This window comes from Sphingobacterium spiritivorum (genome assembly GCF_016724845.1).
Classification (GTDB): domain Bacteria; phylum Bacteroidota; class Bacteroidia; order Sphingobacteriales; family Sphingobacteriaceae; genus Sphingobacterium; species Sphingobacterium spiritivorum_A.
This window is the reverse complement of sequence record NZ_CP068082.1, coordinates 1,300,956-1,323,488: the sequence shown is the minus strand read 5'-3', so window position 1 is coordinate 1,323,488 and position 22,533 is coordinate 1,300,956. Positions and strand designations below refer to the sequence as shown.

The following is a 22,533-nucleotide window of genomic DNA, read 5'->3' as shown; positions in this document are numbered from 1 at the left end:
TGGTGGGCTTTTTTATTGTCTTTTTTTCTGTATATTCATAATGACAAAGACCTTTGTTATGAACAAGTATTTTATCTTTTTCTGGGTATTTATAAGTATACAGATGCATGCTGCCTTTGCTCAGGATATAACGACTTTAATAAAGGCGGATGTAGTCAAGATGAATCTTCCTTACCGGGATGCAACGATGAGCTTTTCTTTATCTTTTGACTCCGTTCAAAATGAGCATAGTCTTCATTTTAACAAGAGCGGATTAGATAAGGAAGTGGTGAAAGCATTAGAAAGAAATTGGAAACGGATTTTGAATACACTCAATGATCGACAGAGTTACAGCGGTGAGTTGTATTTTGATAATTATACTAATGATGTGTTTGTAAATCTTGTCAATATAGATTCGAAAAATGAGGTCTTTTATGCCCTGGATGCTGTACTGCAACCAAGAGATGGAATGAACAGATTTATATCACAATGGGCTCATTATCTGGATTCCCTCAATGTCGCGGGAAGGTTGGAAACAGAAGAGTATAAAAGAGGAAAGACATTCAGTTTTTATGTAGAGCGTAATGGGATATTGACTCCTGATTCTATCCATAGTACGGATCCTTTACTGAAGGATTTTCTGAAAGATCAAAAGCGTTGGTCCTCTGGAATTATGTCCGGAAGGCCGGTTGCTGTAATGGTTGATCTCAGGTTGCCGGGATCATTTTATAAAGGTAAGGACAGACAAGTAAAAGTTGAAAATCAAGATCTGGTATATATTCATTCTTTACTTTCGGGTAATGATCACACATATGTTTTTTATACTTTTGATCTTAAATCAATATCTCCTGAAAGATTTAATATTGTTTCTGTAATCCATGATAAGGGGAGATATTACTCTCCTGTGGTACACGCTGGTAATATAAAAGAAGCTGCAGTTCTTACAGATAAACTCATGTCTCAAAAATACAGTTATCCTTATTATTTTTATCCTGCTGGAGCTGCCTGCAGAATTTATTTCTACAACGAGAGAAGAGATAAATAATAAAGGCATTCTGATTTCATTCAGAATGCCTTTATTGATGATATGGAGGGCTCTGTCTTACAGCATAATCACACCTTTTATTTTAGCCACTTCCTGATAGTAGTGTACGACCTCATCGGCATCATTTACCGTTACATTAACGGTTATTGAATTATATTTTCCGGTTTTAGACTCTTTTAAAGAGAACTGAGCATCTTTTCCTGAAAAAATGGATTTGATCTGATTCAATTGCTCCTCGTCTTTTGGTAAAATAAATTTGAAGGTATAAACACTTGGGAAAGTTTCTACATCCTGTAATCTTTCTTTGAAAGTTGTGTAGAAATCTTTTTGGTTATCGTTTCCATCACCGATATCCTGAATATTTATATTTTTCAAATTACTCATTTTAATCTCCTTTTTTAGTTACGATATAGTATTAACAAATTCTGTTCCTTAGTGTTTTGGGTGTCATTCTGTCAGGAAAAAAAGAAGGGTTGCTTAATCCATTAAGCAACCCTTCTTCTTAGTTTTCTATAGCTGACGGCCAGCTGTCTTTGTTCTTGCCGAAATTTTTATTTGCTGTACTGCTCATTTCGATTTCAAGCTGGCCACCTTTACTAATATCACTGTGTGTGATATAGGTTTTGTGATACGGTTTTCCGTCCAGTTTGATTGATTTGATGTACGTGTTGTTTTTACCTTGATTTTTGACATTAATAACAAACTTGCTCCCATTAGGTAAATTAATAGTTGCCTTTTCCATTAATGGTGATCCGAACACATAAGTTCCGATCATTGGATTCAGCGGGTAGAAACCCATAGCCGAAAATACATACCAGGCACTCATCTGTCCCACATCATCATTACCGCATAAGCCGTCAGGGGCCGAAGTGTAAAATTCCGTCATCGCTTTTCTTGCCAATGCTGCACCTTTCCATTGTTCGCCTGCATAGGCATACAGGTAAGGAATGTGGTGATTGGGTTCATTACCCTGCGCATATTGACCAATCAGTCCGGAGATATCCGGAGAAGCTTCGTCGCCAAGCTGGGATGACATCGTTGTGAATTCATCCAGCTTCTTCAGGAAGTTCTTTTCCCCGCCGAATAAGTTGATCAGGCCTTTTACATCCTGAGGGACTAACCAGGTGTATTGCCATGCATTTCCTTCACAATAGTCATTTTCACGGTGTTTAGCCATTAAAGGATTGAATGGTCTGCGGAATTCTCCGTTGACACGTCTGCCAACAAAATGTCCTACTTCTTTATCAAAATACTTCTCATACAGTTTATAGCGCTTTTGAAAATAAGCCACATCTTCCTGTTTGCCTAATTTTTCAGCTATTTTATACGCGCCAAAATCAGCGATGGCATATTCCAGTGCCCAAGCTACAGATTCGTGATCCATGCTGTCGATAGGAATGTAGGTCAGATCACGTACAAAACGTAGCCCATTGTCGTAGCCCATGGCTGTTGTTTTGACAGCTTCCCATGCCATTTGTTCTTCTTCTTTGTTAAGAAATCCTTTAAGTACTGCATCAGCGATAATCGGAATAGCAGGAAGACCTACCATAGTATTGGTCTCATTTCCCTGTAAATGCCATACCGGTAATTTGCCCTGTTGCTCATATATAGCGAGCATAGACTTGATAAAGTCACGTACAACCTGTGGTTCTTCTGTAATCGTCATCAAAGGGTGCAGTGCACGATAGGTGTCCCAAAGCGAGAAAACTGTATGATTTGTAAAATCCTGCTTTTCGTATACCTGTTTGTCTGTTCCTAAGTAGTCACCGTTTGCATCATTAAATATAGTCGGGGCAAAATAAGTGTGGTATAAAGCCGTGTAGAATATTTTCTTTGTATCTGCGTCACCTTGAAAGTCAATTTTTCCAAGTGTTTTATTCCATTTGGTATCTGCAAGAGCCGCTGTTTTATCAAAATTCCATCCCGGTATTTCAGTATCAATATTGGCTAATGCATTGACTGTACTGACAGGTGAAAGTCCGACTTTTAGTTCAATAGTTTTGTTTTTAACAGCGTCAAAGTACAGCGCAGCTTTGATTCCAAGTCCCTTTACGACCTGACTTCCCAATTTTTGGGTTTTATCATCATAAAAGTCAACTTTCTGGATGGGAACAGAAGTCTTTAGTGCGAAATATACTTTCTGATCATTGGCCCATCCTGTAGAAAAACGGTAACCTACGAATGTGCTGTCATTGATCTGCTTAATGTAAGTGTCTGTAGGTTTGTCCCAGTTCATCTTGAATGCAAGATCGATCAGAATATGTGCATTATCCGTCTTATCATACGTGTACTGATGGTATCCCACACGCTCTGAAGCAGTCAGTTTAGCCTTTACTTTATAATCGTCGAGATACACACTGTATAGTCCCGGGACAGCTTTTTCATTTTCTTTGGCAAAATGAGAGCCATATCCCGTATCCATTTTGTCAAATTGAGCAGGTTGAAGCTGAAGCTTTCCATTTGCGGGTACAATCATAATATCATTCAGATCTCCGATACCGGTTCCGCTGAGATGTGTATGTGTAAATCCGAGTATATCTTTGCTTTTAAAATTATATCCGCTTACCCAGTCCCATCCGTTGAATTTGTCCCAGGTCTGGGCGATCTGGGTCGGACCTAACTGCACGGCTCCCAACGGAACATTGGCACCGACAAATACGTGGCCATGTCCTGCAGATCCGATAAGAGGATCCACATATTGGGTGAAATTCTGAGCCTGAGCAGATGAAAGACTAAGGCCTGCTGAGGCTACTATGGAGATTAAAACTTTAATTCCTGCACTTTTCATTCATTATTTGTTTTATAGATTGTCATTAAAATAAGGATAATATTACAAAAAATATTTAAATATGCCTATTAAAACCTTTTAGCAATTTTGTAAAAATTATAATAGATAATATGCTAAAAATTTTTTAGCTTCGTTATTCAATCAATTTTACCTATACAGTTACAGGATGAAGAAAAGAATTTTAATTAGCGATATTGCTAAAGACTTGGGCATCTCCGTCACCACCGTTTCTTTTATTTTAAATGATAAAGCCAAAGAAAAGCGAATTAGCGATGGTCTGACGAAGCGTGTGCTTGATCACGTGAAGAAAGTCGGATATAAACCAAACCAACTTGCTAAAAGTTTGCGCACGGGAAAAACTAAAATTTTAGGCTTACTGGTAGAGGATATTTCGAACCCTTTCTTTTCCAATATTGCTAAACTGATCGAAGGAAAAGCTTATGCCAGCGGATACCATATTATCTATTGTAGTATGGATAATGATGAAACAAAATCCAAAGAACTTATCCAGATGTTCTACGATCGTCAGATCGACGGATTTATTATCACACCTTCCGAAGGTTTGGACGAAACCATTACACAACTTCAACAGAATAATGTCCCTTTGATTCTTTTTGACCGTTATCTCGCAAATGTGGAAACCAATTATGTGATTACAGATAATTTCAAAGGGGCCTACGACGCTACCGATCATCTGATCGGCCAGGGTTTCAAACGTGTGGGGCTTGTCTCTTTGTATTCCGATCAGACCCAGATGAGAGACCGGCTGGATGGTTATATGAAAGGTATCGATAAATATAAGAAACAAGCTTTTATTAAAAAGGTACAGCAGGATGCTCCGGAAGAGGAGAGGGTACGTGAGATAGACGAATTCATCGAGGACAACAGACTGGATGCTGTTGTTTTTGCGACCAATTACCTGGCCATTGACGGACTGAAATCCGTAAAAATCAATCAGCGTAAATTGCCTGCAATGGTTGCTTTCGATGATCATACGCTGTTCAAACTGTATGAACCGTCCATTACTGTGGTGTCACAGCCTATTGCTGAAATCGCAGATGAGCTCATCACTGCTTTATTAGGACAGATACAGGGCAAAAATAAAAAACTGAAGCAGGTTGTATTGCCTTGCGAACTCAAAGTAAGAGAATCTTCTCTGATCAGTGCTAACTGATCAGAGTGAGATTTTTTAATCTTCCACAAATTTCATGGATATAGAATTGACACAGTGACGTGTATTCTTAGCTGTGAACTGTTCACCTGTAAATACGTGTCCCAGATGTGCGCCGCAAGCGTTACAGACGATCTCAGTACGTCTGCCGTCCGCATCAGGGACATGTTTTACGGCTCCTTTTATCTCATCGTCAAAACTTGGCCAGCCGCAGTGTGATTCAAATTTGTCTTCTGAGCGGTAAAGCGGAGCATTACATCTTTTACAGATATATGTTCCCTTTTTCTTGTTTTCCAATAAAGTCCCGGTAAAAGGGTATTCCGTTCCCTTACGTAAGATTACGTATTCTTCTTCAGGAGTCAGTTTATTGTATTTGCTGTTATCGTCCATCTTTAATATGTTTTTAATAGTATCCCTAGTATTTTCTCCGGAGTAAAATGAACCGGTTGCAAACGTGGTGCCAATGATCCATAAAGACAGTATGACAGAGAGGGATATAAATAATTTTCTTAGCATAAAATGACTGTCATTACTTTAGTTTATGATGACACGGCGATTCGCTTTTTCAGGGCTTTGGTTTTGCCGAATATTTGTCTGTTTCCAGCAGTAAATATCCTAATATATTGGGGTATATTTGTCATCAGAAAAACAAAAATAACGTTAAATCCGTTGAACAGAGCTATAAAAACAGTTGTTCTACCATGAATCGTGAGGGGCGAAAAATCCAATTTGTTTAGAATGATTATAAATTGATAAATTACGTCATGAAATTGTCAGCGATTGCTTAATAAGTTATACTTTTGTGGCACTATATGGGAGGAGTGTCTTCTTATATAGTCGGATTAAAAATTTTTATATTCATAAATAAATAGTATAAAGTGCTAAATATGAGAAATATCTCATCCGTTTTGGGAAGACTTGCGAAGTCAATATCAGTTAGTTTGGTATTGTTATTTGCCGTTACGACTGTGTCGCATGCGCAAGATGCTAAGGAAGGTGAAGCTATCTTCAAATCTAAATGTACATCTTGTCACGCGATTAACAGAAAATTAGTTGGTCCGGCTTTGAAGGACATTACAAAAACCAAAGATCAGGAATGGTTGATCAAATGGGTTAGAAACTCGCAAGCGTTAATCGCTTCCGGTGATCCGGATGCGATAGCCATTTTTGAAGAGTACAACAAATCGGTGATGACTGCATTCACAGATTTGTCTGACGATCAAATCAAAAGTGTATTGGCATACATCGATGCTGAAAGTGCAAAAGCTGACAATCCGGAAAAGGGAGGCGCTAAAGGAGGTGCTGCTGTAGAGAATACAGGAGCTTCTAACTGGTCTATCCTTGGTATGGCAGGTATTATCCTGTTGGCATTGGTGGTGATTGTATTACTGAATCGTGTTTCTAAAACATTAGAGAAAGTAATCGCTAAAAATCAGATTGCTGAAGATGCCAATCTTGGTACTGGTACAGACAGCCGCTACCTGGCATTTGCGAAAAGCTTTGTCAAAAACAAGAAACTGGTATTCTTTGCTGTGTTGATGATCGTAGCTGTATTATCAGTTGCCGGTTGGAAAACAATGTGGAATATCGGTGTGCACGAAGGATACAAGCCTGTACAGCCAATCAAATTCTCTCACCAACTACACGCTGGTGTGAATAAGATCGAATGTCAGTATTGTCACGGAGGTGCTTTCAAATCCAAGAATGCTTCTATTCCATCTGCGAATGTATGTATGAACTGTCACAATACAGTAACAGCATCTGAGCACTACGATGGTGAGATCTCGCCTGAAATCGCGAAAATCTACAAGGCATTGGATTACAATCCGGATACACGTCAGTATGGCGATAATCCTAGTCCGATCCAGTGGATCCGTATTCACAATCTGCCAGACTTTGCTTACTTCAATCACTCGCAACACGTAGTGGTAGCAGGAGTAGAATGTCAGACATGTCACGGTCCTATTCAGGATATGGAAGAAGTGTACCAGTATTCACAGTTAACCATGAAATGGTGTGTAGACTGTCACAGAAAAACAGAAGTAAATACTGACAATAAATACTATGACCAGTTAATTGAAGCTCACGAGAAATTGAAAAAAGGTGAGAAGATGACTGCAGCGATGATTGGTGGTCTGGAATGTGGTAAATGTCACTATTAATAATTATTATTTAGGAATACGCAATCTTATATATACAGCTTAAATGGATAGCAACAAGAAATATTGGAAAGGTTTGGAAGAATTGCATCAAACGCCTGCTTTTGTAAAAAACAGCAAGGGAGAGTTTGCCGAATCAATTCCTGTAGAAGATGTATTGAATGAAGCCGGCTTGAGCACTAAAACTCCTCGCCGTGATTTCTTAAAAGCATTGGGCTTTGGTTTAGGTGCTGTAACTTTAGCAGCTTGTAACCGTACACCAGTGCATAAGGCTGTGCCTTACGTGATCAAACCTGAGGAGGTAACTCCGGGTATACCTAACTTTTATGCTTCGTCTTTCAACGGACAGAGTGTATTAGTAAGAACACGTGAAGGCCGTCCGATCTCATTAGAGGCAAATCCGAATTCTGTCGGTTTGACTCAGGGTACAGACGCTGCAACATCAGCATCGGTGTTGGATCTGTACGACATGTCTAAAGTTCAGAATCCTCAAATCGGAGGTAAAGACGTTGAGTGGTCTAAATTGGATAGCACAGTAAAAGCCGCTTTGGATAAAGCTGCTGCTGCTGGCAAGAAAATTACAATTGTTGCTTCCACGATCAACAGTCCTTCTACTTTAGCCGCAATCGCAAAATTAACGGGTAAATATCCTACTGCCAATCTGGTTCAGGTAGATGCAGTATCTTACAACGGTATTACAGAAGCAAATAATCAAAGCTTCGGTAAAGCCGTGATCCCGACTTATCATTTTGATAAAGCACAGGTCGTAGTTTCAGTAGCTGCAGACTTCCTGGGAAGTTGGTTGGCTGGTGAAGAACATACGCAGGACTATATGAAAAACCGTGACTACAAATCATTGAAAAATGGTAAAATGTCACGTCACATCCAGTTTGAATCCGGATTAAGTATGACCGGAACAAATGCCGATGTTCGTATTGCAATCAAACCTTCAGAAGAAGGAGCTGTTCTGATCTCGCTGTATAATGAGATCACAGGCTCAAGCCTTGCTGGTGGTATAACAGTACAAAAAGCACAGACAGCAATTAAATTGGCTTCCAAAGAATTGTTAGCTAATAAAGGTGCTTCTGTAGTCGTTTCAGGATCTAATGACGTGAATGTACAGGTGTTGGTCAATGCGATCAATGCAGCTCTGAACGCTTACGGACCTGTTATCGATCTTAATAACTTCAGCAAACAACATCAGGGATCTGATGCTGCTTTCCAGCAATTCCTGGCAGATGCTAAATCTGGTCAGGTAGGAGTAGCATTCTTCTTAGATACTAACCCTGTCTATAGTTATTTCAAAGCAAGTGATGTAAAAGATGCATTGGCAAAAGTAGAATTCAGCCTTTCTTTCTCAGATCGTGCAGATGAGACTGCTTCTCTATTGAAAGCTATTGCTCCTAACAGTACATTCCTTGAATCATGGGGTGATGCTTCTGCTACAGAAGGATATTACACTATCGTACAACCGACAATCAATCCGGTATTCAACACCAGACAGGCAGAACAAAGTTTGCTGATCTGGTCAGGTGATACTACAAATATTTACGACTTCGTAAAACAAACATGGGAATCTGCAATCCTTCCGGGATCAGGTAAAACATGGAAAGATGTTTTACAAACTGGTTTCGTATTCAAAGGAACAGCTTCAGGTATTGCTGCAGCTTTTGCCGGTAATGTAAATACCGCTGTTTCTGCAATCGCTGCAGCGGCAAAAAATATTGCAGGTGATGTAGAGCTGAAATTATACGAACCTACTACAGTTCGTGATGGCCGCTACGGAAATAACGCTTACCTGTTAGAGTTACCTGATCCGGTATCTAAAGTAACATGGGATAACTATGCTGCACTTAATCCTGCATATGCAGAGGAGCTGGGCATAGGGGAGAATGGTATCGTGACAGTAGAAGCAAACGGTTATAAAGTAGATCTTCCTGTTCTTCTTCAACCTGGACAGGCGATGAAGACGGTATCTGTTGCAATAGGTTTCGGACGTGAGAAAGTCGGTAAAGCAGGTAACGGAGTAGGGGTGAACGCTTATCCGTTTGCAAGCCTGATCAACGGTACTGTACAGTTTGTGTCAAAAGCAAAAGTGACCAAAGCATCCGGTACTTATGAATTAGCACAGACACAGACACACCACACAATTGAAGGCCGTAACATTATCCGTGAGACTTCATTTGCACAATATCTTAAAAACCCGGCTTCTGAATCAGGTAAATTCTCGGATAACCACAAAACGTATGATTTGTGGAACAAATTTGAGCAACCTGGTCACAAATGGGTAATGGCGATCGACCTGAATGCATGTACAGGTTGTGGTTCATGTATCGTAGCATGTAACGTTGAAAATAATATTCCTGTTGTAGGTCGTGATGAGGTACGTCGTCGTCGTGAGATGCACTGGTTACGTATTGACCGTTATTACACGATTGAAGAAGAGGGTAAAGAATATACGAAAGAGAAAGAAATTGCACATATCAAAGATTTCGAAAACGTAACAGTAGTACACCAGCCGATGTTATGTCAGCACTGTGCTCACGCACCATGTGAGACTGTATGTCCGGTACTGGCGACTGTTCACTCTTCTGAAGGTCTTAACCATATGGCTTATAACCGTTGTTTCGGTACACGTTACTGTGCGAACAACTGTCCTTATAAAGTACGTCGTTTCAACTGGTTCAACTACTGGAATGATTCCCGTTTCGACAATTACCTGAATAACGAGTTTACACAATTAGTATTGAATCCAGATGTTACTTCTCGTTCACGCGGGGTAATGGAAAAATGTTCTATGTGTATCCAACGTATACAGGCGGGTAAATTGCATGCGAAAATGGAAAACCGTAAAGTTAAAGACGGTGATATTAAAATGGCATGTCAGGCAGCTTGTTCTGCAAATGCTATCATCTTCGGAGACGCAAACGATCCAGAGTCAGAAGTTTCAAAAGCATTACGTAACGAACGCGTTTACTATGTTCTTGAAGAAATCAACGTACAACCAGGTATTGGTTATATGACAAAAGTTAGAAACACTTTTGAGGCTTAATCTTGTTCAATACTTGAAATAAAAAAAACTATGTCATCGCATAACGAATCAATATTAAGAGAACCATTAATGACTGGTCGTGATATCACCTATGCTAAGATCACGGATGATATTCTACTGCCAGTTGAAAATAAACCTAATAAAGCATGGTGGATCGGTTTTACCGTTGCAGCCCTTGGCGCTTTATTATGGGTAGTGAGTGTAAGTTATACCTTTTGGACCGGTATCGGTGCCTGGGGGCTTAACAAAACAGTGGGTTGGGCATGGGATATCACCGACTTCGTATGGTGGGTAGGTATCGGTCACGCAGGTACACTGATTTCAGCAGTATTGTTAATCTTCCGTCAAAACTGGCGTAACTCGATTAACCGTTCTGCAGAGGCGATGACAATCTTCGCCGTTATCTGTGCCGCTACCTATGTCGTAGCTCACATGGGACGTCCATGGTTAGCATACTGGATTTTCCCGTTACCAAATCAATTCGGATCACTTTGGGTTAACTTTAACTCTCCGCTGGTATGGGATGCATTCGCGATCTCAACATATTTCACAGTTTCCTTAGTATTCTGGTACTGTGGTCTGTTACCGGATATCGCTACTGTACGTGACCGTGCTACAGGAATGAAACAAAAAGTCTATAAAGTATTATCTTTCGGATGGAATGGTTCAGTAAAAACCTGGCAACGATTTGAGATCATCTCTTTGATCCTTGCAGGTATCTCTACTCCACTTGTACTTTCGGTACACACCATTGTATCCATGGACTTTGCAACTTCTGTTATTCCGGGATGGCATACAACGATCTTCCCTCCATATTTCGTGGCAGGTGCGATCTTCTCAGGTTTTGCGATGGTACAGACATTATTGCTGATCCTTCGTAAAGTCATGAACTTCGAAGATTATATCACGATGTTCCATATCGAGGCGATGAACAAGATTATTATGATCACAGGTTCTATCGTAGGTATCGCTTATCTGACTGAGTTGTTCATTGCATGGTATTCGGGTTCAGAGTTTGAAATGTACGCATTTGAAAACCGTATCGCAGGACCTTATGCATGGGCATACTGGTCGATGATGACGTGTAACGTGATCTCTCCTCAGTTGTTCTGGTTCAAAAAGATCCGTACCAGTATTCCTATTTCATGGGTACTTTCAATTGTCGTGAACATCGGTATGTGGTTTGAGCGTTTCGTAATTATCGTGACTTCCTTACACCGCGATTACCTTCCTTCTTCCTGGGCAATGTTCTACCCGACATGGACAGACGTAGGTATTTTCGTAGGATCGATCGGTCTATTCTTCACACTGTTCTTATTATTCTTACGTTTCTTACCGGGTATTGCGATAGCAGAGGTGAAATTACTACTGAAAAGCTCCAGCTTACAACATAAAACCAAATTGGTTAAAGAAGGTGCATTCCCTGAAGAACAAGTTGCTTTCTTCAGAGATTCATTGGAGAAATACGATTCAGTTACTGAACAGGATATTAAAGAGTTACAAAAATAATAGCAATGAGCAATACAAAATATATACTAGGTAGTTTTGCTGACCCGGACGAAATGATGCACGGGATAGACAAATTGCAGAAAAATAATATCAGCATTTACGATTGCTTTACACCTATGCCTATTCACGGTATAGAAGCTAAGTTGGGTGTACGTCCATCACGTCTTCCAATTGCAGCATTTTGTTTCGGAATTACAGGTACCATTCTGGGTTTTAGTTTATTGTATTATACAATGGCTTACGATTGGCCTATGAATATTGGTGGAAAGCCTTCAATGCCTCTTCCTAACTTTGTTCCTGTAACATTTGAGGTTACTATTTTATTATGTGCTCTTGGTATGGTAGCTACGTTTTTCTACCGCAACCACTTGTTTCCGGGACGTGCACCGCGTGTCATGGATCTGAGAGCAACAGATGATCGTTTTATAATTGCTATTGATGCTCATGAAAATGCTGACCATGCATTGATCGATTCATTATTGAAAGAAGCAGGAGCAGTAGAAGTTAAATACAATGAAAGAAAATATGTTAGCTATGAATAAGAAGAATTTTCTTGGAACTGTATGTGCAGCCTTAGCTTTTGCAGCAGTTGCTTCTGCTTGTGGAGATGGCACCACACGTAGTACAGGTTGGGAATTTTCTCGTAATATGTATGATCCGATCGGTTATAATCCGGATCAACCGAATGAGAATTTTAAAAATAAACAAACTGCTCAGACTCCTCCGGCTCACACCAATCCTGTTGGATTCGTGAGATTCGAATACGCTAATACGTTAGAAGATTACGAACGTGCGGGAAGAGAAGTCACCAATCCATTGGCTGTTACGAAAGCTAATCTGGCAGATGGACAAGCGTTGTTCAATACATACTGTGCTGTATGTCACGGGCCGGAAGGTAAAGGGGATGGATCTATCACCAAAGACAGAGAGATCACCGACTCACGTGGAACGCGTAAATTGGAAAACTTTCCAAATCCGCCATCTTATCATAAAACAGATGCAGCGAGTTCCTCACGTGGTGGTTTGATGAGCGATCTGACAGATGGGAAAATTTATCATACCATCTATTATGGACACAACTCTATGGGCTCACATGCTTCCCAACTTTCGCCAGATGAGCGTTGGAAGGTAGTAATGTATGTTCATGAATTACAGAAAAAATAATCTAACATCGATATATTAAATGGGAACTCACAGTCATCATCACGATTATAATTTTAGCGAACGATTTGCTTTCGGCGGGAAAGCAAAGCTGTTTAGCATTATCGCTATCGTTATTGGATTAGTGGCAATCGCCTATGGTTTGTTTGCTGGTGATTCACATACGACAGAACGCACGTATGCCAACCTATTATTGATGGGTTATTATTTTACCTGTGTATGCGCTGCAGGAGCTTTTTTCGTCGCTCTTCAAAGTGTTACACAATCCGCTTGGTCTGCTGGTCTTATCCGTATTCCTCAGGCTATGGCTGGTGTTTTGCCGATAGCAGCTCTTGTATTGTTTATCATCATTGCTGCAGGTCTAAACTCTCACTCTTTGTATCACCACTGGGCAGGACACGGATTGACTGATCCTGAAAGTCCTAACTACGATGCACTGATTGCCGGTAAATCTACATTCTTAAATGTACCGTTATTTTTGGTACGCCAGATCCTTTTTATGGGATCATATAGTATCTTTGCCTTTATTTTGACAAAATTATCATACAAGGAAGATTTAGAAGGTAGTTTGAATTCTTACAAGAAGACATTCAAATTGTCTGCTATCTTTTTGGTAGTATTCGGATTCACAACTCCTATATGGGCGTTTGATACGATCATGTCTTTAGAAGCACACTGGTTTTCTACTATGTTTGGTTGGTACAACTTCGCAGCAATGTGGGTGAGCGGACTGGCTACAATTGCTATTATTCTGATTCTTTTAAAGAAAGCTGGATACCTGGCATGGGTTAATGAAAATCATTTACACGATTTAGGTAAACTGATCTTCGGATTTTCTATCTTCTGGACATATGTCTGGTTTGCACAGTTCATGCTGATCTGGTATTCCAACATTCCTGAGGAGACCGTTTATTTCTACAAAAGATGGGAACCAGAGTACAAACCTTGGTTTTGGCTTAATATATTGATTAACTTTGTGTCTCCGGTTTTATTATTAATGGATCGTGATGCTAAGCGTAAGCAAAATAGTATGTTGTTCGTATGTATTGTACTTCTTTTGGGACATTGGTTAGATTATTATATCATGATCATGCCTGGAACAGTTGATAATCATCCTGGATTCGGTATTATCGAAGTGGGAACAGCAATCGGTTTTGTGGGCTTATTTACTTTCTTGGTAATGTCTAAGTTGAGCAAGCATGCCTTGGTGCCGAAACACCATCCATTCTTAGAAGAGAGTTTAAATCATCAGATATAGGTTTCTAATCAACACGATATTACGTTATAACGTTATAATAAGAAATGAAATTCAAATTACATAACAGATTCAGATCCATAATGGGTTGTGTGCTTGCACTAGGATTGTCCCTGTCGACTCCTACCTTTGCAAGTCAAGATACAACTGCTGCTGATTCGGCAGCAAAGACCACTGCGGTAGCTGCTCCTGCGGATTCAGCTAAAGTAGACTCTGCTTCTTCTGTAGCAGCAGATTCAACTGCAGCGGGTGCTGCTGTATCTTCTTCTTCTACGTCTTCCAGTAAGCCGGCAGTAGAAGAGGTCAAAAAAATTGATCCTCAGGTTTATAAAAACCTGACGTATTACATCTTGCTTTTCTTCGCTATTTGTACTGTAGTAGCAGTAGTTGGAAAAGTACTATCTCTATATGAGTTAGTGAAAAAGATGAATGGTAAATACAATCCATTAGCGGGTAATAATTTACAATCAATTCTATTCCTTATATTTCTGGTATTCTTCCTATGGGGAGTATATTACGGATATAGTGTGTGGGGAAGCTGGGCATGGCGTGATGCTGTGACGGAGCACGGTAAGCTGATCGATAACATGTTTATCATCACGACAGTGATCATTACGATTGTACTGGTACTTACGCACCTTTTATTATTGACATTTCCGTTTATCTACAGAATGCGTGTTAAGCGTCAGGCTTACTATTATCCGCATAACAATACCATTGAGAAAATCTGGACAATAGTTCCAGCTGTGGTATTAACTGTATTGGTATTATTCGGTTTCTTTACCTGGAGAACCATTACGAATGTTCCTGAAGATCTTCAAAAATCTGCTCTGCAGGTAGAAGTATTAGGCGAGCAGTTCTTATGGTCTGTACGTTATCCGGGAGCTGACGGCCAGATCGGTAAACGTAATTATAAAATGACGACACCGACAAATCCATACGGTATTGACTTCAATGACAAAAATTCATGGGATGATATTCAGGGAAGTGACATCGTTCTTCCGGTAAATAAATCCGTACGTTTCCATATCATTTCCAAAGATATTATTCACTCGTTCTTTATTCCTGATTTCCGTGTTCAGATCAATGCTGTACCGGGAATGACGAACTATTTCCAGTTCACTCCAACAGTGACTACTGCCGAAATGCGCGAACGTATGAATGATCCTAAGTATGACTATGTGATGCTTTGTAACAAGATCTGTGGTTCCGGTCACTACAATATGCAGAAGAAAGTGATAGTTGTGACAGAGAAAGAGTATAAAGAGTGGTTGAGTACCCAGAATAAATACTTTAATGAAGATCTGCAGAAAGAATTTGCTGCAAAAGATTCAAAAGAAAGTAAAGAAGAAGTTATCAAAACAGCTTCATTGAAATAATTTGTATTAAGAATTTTTAAAAAATAATATGTCAAGTACAGTTATATCGCATAGCGCAGACCATCACGATTCGCACGGACATCATCAAGAGTCGTTCCTGTCTAAATATGTATTTAGCATGGATCACAAGATGATTGCCAAGCAATTCTTGATCACTGGTATTATTATGGCAGTTTTTGCCATGGTATTATCGATATTGTTCCGTATCCAGCTCGCTTGGCCGGATAAAGAATTTCCAATATTAGAAGTTTTCCTGGGTAAATGGGCTGAAGGAGGTCGTATACGTCCTGAGTTTTTCCTATCCTTAGTAACGATCCACGGTACGATGATGGTATTCTTCGTATTGACAGCAGGTCTTTCCGGTACATTCAGTAACTTACTTATTCCTTATCAGATTGGTGCCCGTGATATGGCATCTCCGTTTATGAATATGCTTTCATACTGGTTCTTCTTTGTTGCCTGTGTGATCATGGTTGCTTCTTTCTTTATTGAGAGCGGACCTGCATCTTCAGGTTGGACCGTATATCCGCCATTGTCTGCCGTTCCTAAAGCGATCTCAGGATCGGGCTTGGGTATGACACTGTGGTTGGTCAGTATGACCTTATTTATTGCTTCTCAGGTAATGGGTGGTGTAAATTATATCAGTACAGTATTGAACATGCGTACAAAAGGTATGGATCTTTGGAAAATGCCTTTGACAGTATGGTCTTTCTTCTTAACTGCTATCGTTGGTCTTTTATCTTTCCCGGTATTGGTATCCGCAGTCGTGTTACTGATCTTTGACCGTAGTGCAGGTACATCATTCTACCTTTCAGATTTAGTTGTTCAGGGAGAAGTGTTGCCTAACGAGGGTGGTTCACCTATATTATTCCAGCACTTATTCTGGTTCTTAGGTCACCCTGAGGTATATATCGTTGTTATGCCTGCATTGGGTCTGACTTCTGAAGTTATTTCTACGAACTCACGTAAACCAATCTTTGGTTACCATGCGATGGTTTACTCTTTGGTAGGTATTACTGTATTATCATTTATCGTATGGGGTCACCACATGTTTGTGACAGGTATGAATCCGTTCTTAGGAGGAGTATTTATGATCACGACTTTGATTATTGCGGTTCCTTCAGCGGTAAAAGCCTTCAACTATCTGGCTACATTATGGAGAGGTAACATTCGTTTTACTCCTGCTATGATGTTTGCTATTGGAATGGTTTCATTCTTTATCTCAGGTGGTTTGACAGGATTATTCCTTGGTAACGCAGCTTTAGATATCAACTTACACGATACGTATTTTGTAGTTGCTCACTTCCACCTTGTAATGGGGTCTGCATCTATCTTCGGTATGTTGTGCGGTGTATACCACTGGTATCCTAAGATGTTCGGAAAGATGATGAACCCTAAACTGGGTTACTTACACTTCTGGTTGACATTCATTGGTGCTTACCTGGTATTCTTCCCGATGCACTTTATGGGTATTGACGGTGTTCCACGTCGTTACTATGCCTTCACAGAATTCCCTTTCATGGAGAAATGGGTTTCTGTTAACTTATTGATCACATGGGCTGCTATCATTGCAGGTCTTGGACAGATTGCATTCTTGTGGAACTTCTTCTCTTCAATCGTTTTTGGTAAGAAAGCTCCTCAGAATCCCTGGAATTCAAATACATTGGAATGGACTACTCCTGTTGAGCACATCCACGGTAACTGGCCTGGAGAGATTCCTACAGTGCACCGTTGGCCTTACGATTACAGTAAGCCGGGTCATGATCAGGATTTCATTCCTCAGAATGTTCCTTTCTCTGAAACAATGAGCTCTAACCTGCCTCACGATTTTGAAGGTAATGAAGAAGCTGTGCGTATTCAGGAACAGTGGAATAAAGAGAATAACAGAGAGATTGTAGAAGGTTAAGCTGATAAGCTTAACCCTCTATACCCTCTTAAATATATAGAGGTAAAAAGATAGATATGTATCCAGCTGCTGAAAAGCGTTTTATTAGAACAAATGCGATTACCATAATAGTATTGTTTTTGGTGATCACAGCTGGAGGAATTGTAAGGAGTACCGGATCAGGAATGGGATGTCCGGATTGGCCTAAGTGCTTTAATCAGATTATTCCACCCACTGATGTTTCACAGTTACCGGCGGGTTACGAGCAGCATTATGTGGAAGGCAGAGCCAAGAAGAACCAACGATTTGCAAAAATGGTTGAATTCTTTGGATTTCCGGATAAGGCAGAACAAATCCGTACGGATAAAAGTATTCTTGTTCACGAAGAGTTTAATGTTGCCAAGACATGGACAGAATATGTGAATCGTCTGGTAGGAGTTGTTTCAGGTTTCTTCCTTTTATTTTCTGCAATCTTTTCTTTTACCTATATCAAGTCAAAAAAATCCATAGTCTTTTGGAGCGTTCTTAATCTTTTTGTAGTCGTACTGCAGGCCTGGCTGGGATCAATTGTTGTATCCACCAATCTGATGCCCTGGGTGATTACCGTTCATATGCTTTTAGCTCTTTTGATTGTCGGAATAAGTATTTATACCTATTATAAAGCGACAACACTACGAAATAAGAACATATTGATCAATCATCAGTTTAAAGGGTTTAAGCTATTAGCTGCCTTTTCATTGATCATCATGCTGGTGCAGGTCGTATTCGGAACAGAAGTAAGGGAACGTATAGATCACTTAGGAGATACTGGTGTCGCACGCAATGAATGGATCAGTTCGATAGGATCGCATTTTGATATTCACAGGGTGCTCGGATATGTCACCTTTGGTTTGGTACTGCTGTTATTTTTTCTGATCAAATCAAGATTTAGCAAGCTATCCAAACAATCTAAGTACGCATGGATTATGTTTATTCTGGTCCTGATACAGATGGGGTCGGGGATAGTATTGGCACGCTTTAATGTGCCTGCTTTTGCACAGACCACGCATCTGGTATTTGCCAGTTTGCTGTTCGGAGCACAATATTATTTGATGTTGTTGCTTTCAAAATTTAAAAGATAGTAGAAGACGTAATGTTAATATTAGATATAAGATCGTGTAGTGGAGTTCACTTCCATACTTCTGATAAGAAAGGGAGGAATGTTAGATGAAACAGTTTATTTCTGATTTTAACAAACTTGTCAAATTAAGATTAACGTTAACTGTTGTATTTTCGGCCTCTATATCATTTTTGATAGGAGCTACTCAACAGGGTGAAATAATTTGGTTTAACTGGTTGCTGTTAACCATTGGAGGTTTTTTTGTAACAGGTGCAGCTAATGGCTTCAATGAGATCATCGAAAAGGATCTGGATAAGCTCATGACACGTACAGAGGATCGTCCGCTTCCTGCAGGTCGTATGACTACAGGTCAGGCGCTGGTCTTAAGTCTTTTCATGGGAATCTTTGGAACCCTGATCTTAGTCAAATTGAATTTTATAGCAGGGTTACTTTCTGTTTTTTCAATTTTTCTATATGCCTTTGTCTACACCCCTCTGAAGCAAAAATCTCCTATAGCTGTTTTTGTAGGTGCATTTCCGGGAGCATTGCCTCCGCTTATCGGTTACTATGCAGCTTTCAAATCGGCTGGATTTGGTTTGGAATATGCAGCAATCAGTGAAGCTGCAGTCGTGATTACTCCGCTGGTGTTGTTTATTATCCAGTTTGTCTGGCAATTTCCACATTTCTGGGCAATTGCCTGGGTAGCAGATGATGACTATAAGAAAGCAGGATTCAGACTCTTGCCGACTAAAGAGCGTGACCGCGTGTCAGCCTGGATGTTGTTTATATCTGCGGTACTGATGATTCCGGTAGGTTTCCTGCCCATGTATTTCGGTTTTGGCGGATGGATATTTACGATTGTTTCATTATTGGGCGGATTGATGTTTGCCTGGTATGGTTATAAGCATTTGGCAGAGCAAAGCATTGCTTCTGCTAAAAAAGTGATGTTTACATCATTTATTTATTTGCCGGTTACACAGCTGGTATTATTGTTAAATTTTATTCCATTTAAATAATGGTAGTAGATATGGTTAATACAGAATTACAGGAAGAGGAATTGCAACAATCCCGAAAAGCCAAGAAATTCAATCTCTGGCTTGGAATGATTGGTATGTTTATGATGTTTGCTGCGCTGTCCAGTGGTTTCATTGTGTATACAGCCAGTGGCGTAGATAAAGGTATCAAAACTACGCTTCCTAATGCTTTTATCTACAGTACAGTGCTTATATTACTGAGTAGTGTTACATTACACCTCTCTTATAAGGCTGTCAAAGAAAAGCAATTTGCTAAACAGAAGGGATTACTCCTTGCAACAGTGTTGCTCGGAATTCTTTTCTTCGTATGTCAGGTACATGCATGGCAGGTCCTAATTGAACGTGGAATCTATTTCCTTAATATCAATGCCTCCCAGTCATTTATTTATGTATTTACGGGCATGCACTTAGCGCATATTATTGCGGGACTGATCGTATTGATTAGATGTTATACCGGAGCGGCTAAGCCGATCCCTTATGACAATAATCTTTTCCGCATGGAACTTGCCACTATTTTCTGGCATTTTCTCGATCTTTTATGGATTTATATATATGTTTTCTTACTTTTGAATCAATAATACTAAACAATGAGTACAACTGTATCGCAATTGGATAAGGTAAAGGACGGCCCTTGGAGTGGCGGTAAGTCCCCTTGGAACCTAGAGTATGGAAAGATCATGATGTGGTTTTTCCTTGTGTCAGACGCATTTACATTTTCAGCATTCCTGATCTATTATGGAGCTCAACGTTTTGCGCATTTCACATGGCCGGATCCTGATAAAGTATTCCAGTCTATCCCGCTTATCGCAGATCACGGACAACCGTTGGTGTTCGTAGGTATCATGACCTTTATCCTGATCATGAGTTCCGTTACGATGGTATTAGCGGTAGATGCGGGTCATCGCAATAAGAAAGACGAAGTTGTAAAATGGATGCTTTGGACTATATTAGGTGGTTTGGCTTTCTTGGGTTGTCAGGCTACAGAGTGGACGCACTTACATCACCTTGGCTTCTGGTTCGGACAAAATCCGGCTACTGGTCTGGAAGGTAATGCTATTCCTGAAGCTCTTGCTCCATATTTCTCGAAAGACATTTCATATGTGTCTGCATTGCAGTTCTCTAACTTATTCTTTACCATTACAGGTTTCCATGGATTCCACGTATCGATAGGTGTCATTTTGAATATCATTATTCTGTGTATGACATTGAATAATACGTTTCAGAACAGAGGTTCATACCTGATGGTTGAGAAAGTAGGTCTTTACTGGCACTTTGTCGACTTAGTATGGGTATTCGTATTTACATTCTTCTACTTAGTCTAATTACTTTTAACACGAATCGATTATGTCAAATCATCACGATAATACAGCAGCACACGAAGGTCATGGCCATGATCACGAGGGTATGGATAAAAAAGGAATCTGGAGAATATTCTTTGTCCTTTTAGCACTTACCTGTTTAGAGTTTTTAATCGCTTTGGGATTTGTTCACCACTGGCAGATACTTGCTAAGGGTGCATTGGTTAATACAATCTATATCGTATTGACATTGGTAAAAGCTTACTACATTGTGGCTTACTTCATGCACTTGAAATTTGAAAAATCAAGTTTCATCGTATGTTGTGGTGTTGTATTTATATTCATCGTCTACTTCATTATATTAATGCTGACAGAAGGCGGATACTTATTACACCATTTCCACGAGTACCCATTGTGGCCAAATAAATAATATTCATGCAAAATACTTCTCGTAAGAAGGGTATTTCAACTTTAATAATCCTGGCCATGGTTTTACTTGTGCCAGGATTTTTGTATATATTGGTTAACCGAATGGGGGCATCCAATGAATACGTAAAGCTTCCGATCTATGGTGAAAAACAGCTTGCCGGAACAGTAAGCCGCAAGATGGGAAGAGAAATAAAAGATACCCTATATCATCAGGTTCCTGTCATCCAGTTCACCGATATGTATGGAAAGCAGATCAGTTTTATTGATAACGATACTACCGTATCCGTAGTTCATCTTTTCTATACAAAAGACAAATCTTTTTCCAGAACGATGATCAACAGGCTAAATAAGGTGGCTACCAATCTGAAGCGAAATCATAAGGTCAGATTTTATTCTATTTCAGCAGATCCTGCAAGTGATACTCCTGAAGTATTGCAGGCATATACAAAAGGATATCGTCCAGACGAAAAAAGATGGTTCTTTCTGACCAATCCTTCGGTTGACATTCTGCAGTTTGCAAGAGAGCAACTCCTGTTGGATGCCATGAAAGATCCGCAGGATTCTTCCAAAATTATTATAGGTAGTTCTTATCTCTTACTGGATTCTCACCGCAGGATCAGAGGCTTCTATGATCTGAATCTGAATACCGAACTGGAACGTCTGGAAGATGAAGTCAAACTGCAGTTAGTGGAAGAATACCGTAATACACCGATGAAGGTTCAAAAGAAAGATTAATATGGGACAGCAAACATTAGAAGAAAAGAAATATAATAAATGGATTGTGATCTTATCGGTCACTATTCCTGTAGTAGTAGCAATATTATTTGGTGTTAATCTGAGAAAGTTAGGCTATGATGTACAGCCTTTATCTTTTCTGCCTCCGATCTACGCTGCAATCAATGGTTTGACAGCTATATTACTGGTATGGGCAGTAGCTGCGATCAAAAGGGGAAATAAGGCCTTGCACGAGCGGTTAATCAAACTGTGTATTGCCTGTTCAGTAGCCTTTCTGGCGATGTATGTAGCGTATCACATGACTTCAGACTCTACTCCGTATGGGGGAGAAGGAGCGATGCGTTATATCTATTTTGTCATCCTGATCTCACATATACTCCTGTCCATTATCATTATTCCCTTTGTACTCGTTACCTTTGTAAGAGGGATTGCAGGATCATACGAAAGACATAAGAAACTGGCACGTATCACATATCCGATGTGGTTGTATGTAGCTGTGACAGGTGTAATTGTATATTTAATGATATCTCCTTATTATACACATTAGAAATAAGT

Annotated in this window: 20 protein-coding genes; 17 read left to right on the top strand and 3 right to left on the bottom strand. The window is 39.8% G+C overall.

The features are described 5' to 3' along the window. Positions 1-58: 58 nt before the first annotated feature. Positions 59-1,024, top strand: a complete 966-nt coding sequence (locus tag I6J03_RS05550) for a hypothetical protein (protein ID WP_157600492.1) — start codon at positions 59-61, stop codon at positions 1,022-1,024. Between the two features lie 57 nt (positions 1,025-1,081). Here I6J03_RS05550 and I6J03_RS05545 read toward each other — a convergent pair whose 3' ends face one another. Beyond that, entirely contained in the window at positions 1,082-1,408 is a 327-nt protein-coding gene (locus I6J03_RS05545) for a DUF493 domain-containing protein (protein ID WP_002997042.1), read from the bottom strand. Between the two features lie 118 nt (positions 1,409-1,526). Continuing rightward, positions 1,527-3,812: a GH92 family glycosyl hydrolase gene (locus tag I6J03_RS05540; protein ID WP_003008094.1), complete on the bottom strand. Its 2,286-nt coding sequence runs from the start codon at positions 3,810-3,812 to the stop codon at positions 1,527-1,529. 166 nt (positions 3,813-3,978) lie between these two features. Between I6J03_RS05540 and I6J03_RS05535 the strand changes: the two genes are divergently transcribed. Next, positions 3,979-4,986: a LacI family DNA-binding transcriptional regulator gene (locus tag I6J03_RS05535; protein WP_201694213.1), complete on the top strand. Its 1,008-nt coding sequence runs from the start codon at positions 3,979-3,981 to the stop codon at positions 4,984-4,986. Between the two features lie 15 nt (positions 4,987-5,001). On the opposite strand, the gene I6J03_RS05530 is transcribed toward I6J03_RS05535, so the two are convergent. Then, a complete protein-coding gene (locus tag I6J03_RS05530; protein WP_003008088.1) occupies positions 5,002-5,499 on the bottom strand; it encodes a methionine-R-sulfoxide reductase in 498 nt (165 codons plus the stop codon). 371 nt (positions 5,500-5,870) lie between these two features. On the opposite strand from I6J03_RS05530, the gene I6J03_RS05525 reads away from it, so the two are divergent. The 15 genes from I6J03_RS05525 (at position 5,871) to I6J03_RS05455 (ending at position 22,525) form a co-directional block, all read left to right on the top strand. Further along, positions 5,871-7,145: a cytochrome c3 family protein gene (locus tag I6J03_RS05525; protein WP_003008084.1), complete on the top strand. Its 1,275-nt coding sequence runs from the start codon at positions 5,871-5,873 to the stop codon at positions 7,143-7,145. Between the two features lie 43 nt (positions 7,146-7,188). Then, entirely contained in the window at positions 7,189-10,194 is a 3,006-nt protein-coding gene (locus I6J03_RS05520) for a TAT-variant-translocated molybdopterin oxidoreductase (protein ID WP_201694212.1), read from the top strand. 30 nt (positions 10,195-10,224) lie between these two features. Next, positions 10,225-11,703: an NrfD/PsrC family molybdoenzyme membrane anchor subunit gene (gene nrfD, locus I6J03_RS05515; protein WP_039990094.1), complete on the top strand. Its 1,479-nt coding sequence runs from the start codon at positions 10,225-10,227 to the stop codon at positions 11,701-11,703. Positions 11,704-11,708: 5 nt separating this feature from the next. After that, on the top strand, positions 11,709-12,245 hold the full coding sequence (locus I6J03_RS05510; RefSeq protein WP_003008073.1) for a DUF3341 domain-containing protein: 537 nt from the start codon (positions 11,709-11,711) through the stop codon (positions 12,243-12,245). After that, positions 12,217-12,867, top strand: a complete 651-nt coding sequence (locus I6J03_RS05505; protein ID WP_002997014.1) for a c-type cytochrome — start codon at positions 12,217-12,219, stop codon at positions 12,865-12,867. The genes I6J03_RS05510 and I6J03_RS05505 overlap by 29 nt, the downstream gene beginning before the upstream one ends. A 19-nt stretch (positions 12,868-12,886) precedes the next feature. After that, the gene (locus I6J03_RS05500; protein ID WP_003008070.1) at positions 12,887-14,122 is read left to right on the top strand and encodes a hypothetical protein; all 1,236 of its coding nucleotides are present in this window, start codon (positions 12,887-12,889) and stop codon (positions 14,120-14,122) included. A gap of 44 nt (positions 14,123-14,166) precedes the next feature. Continuing rightward, positions 14,167-15,498, top strand: coding sequence for a cytochrome c oxidase subunit II (locus tag I6J03_RS05495; RefSeq protein WP_232279732.1), 1,332 nt, complete (start codon positions 14,167-14,169; stop codon positions 15,496-15,498). 118 nt (positions 15,499-15,616) lie between these two features. Next, positions 15,617-17,404 (top strand): cytochrome c oxidase subunit I, encoded by a 1,788-nt coding sequence (locus I6J03_RS05490; protein WP_002997007.1) that lies wholly within the window; start codon positions 15,617-15,619, stop codon positions 17,402-17,404. Positions 17,405-17,460: 56 nt separating this feature from the next. Beyond that, complete coding sequence (locus I6J03_RS05485; protein WP_003008066.1) at positions 17,461-18,504, top strand: COX15/CtaA family protein; 1,044 nt, start codon at positions 17,461-17,463, stop codon at positions 18,502-18,504. Positions 18,505-18,589: 85 nt separating this feature from the next. Beyond that, positions 18,590-19,498 (top strand): heme o synthase, encoded by a 909-nt coding sequence (gene cyoE / locus I6J03_RS05480; protein WP_201694209.1) that lies wholly within the window; start codon positions 18,590-18,592, stop codon positions 19,496-19,498. 11 nt (positions 19,499-19,509) lie between these two features. After that, complete coding sequence (locus tag I6J03_RS05475; protein ID WP_232279731.1) at positions 19,510-20,094, top strand: cytochrome c oxidase subunit 3; 585 nt, start codon at positions 19,510-19,512, stop codon at positions 20,092-20,094. 9 nt (positions 20,095-20,103) lie between these two features. Continuing rightward, positions 20,104-20,838, top strand: coding sequence for a cytochrome c oxidase subunit 3 (locus I6J03_RS05470; RefSeq protein ID WP_003008054.1), 735 nt, complete (start codon positions 20,104-20,106; stop codon positions 20,836-20,838). Between the two features lie 22 nt (positions 20,839-20,860). Continuing rightward, positions 20,861-21,244 carry a cytochrome C oxidase subunit IV family protein gene (locus I6J03_RS05465; protein ID WP_002996992.1) on the top strand — a complete coding sequence of 128 codons (384 nt, stop codon included), beginning with the start codon at positions 20,861-20,863 and terminating at the stop codon, positions 21,242-21,244. A 5-nt stretch (positions 21,245-21,249) separates the two neighbouring features. Next, complete coding sequence (locus tag I6J03_RS05460) at positions 21,250-21,978, top strand: SCO family protein (protein ID WP_003008050.1); 729 nt, start codon at positions 21,250-21,252, stop codon at positions 21,976-21,978. Position 21,979: 1 nt separating this feature from the next. Next, positions 21,980-22,525, top strand: a complete 546-nt coding sequence (locus tag I6J03_RS05455; protein WP_003008047.1) for a DUF420 domain-containing protein — start codon at positions 21,980-21,982, stop codon at positions 22,523-22,525. The last annotated feature ends 8 nt before the right edge of the window (positions 22,526-22,533 follow it).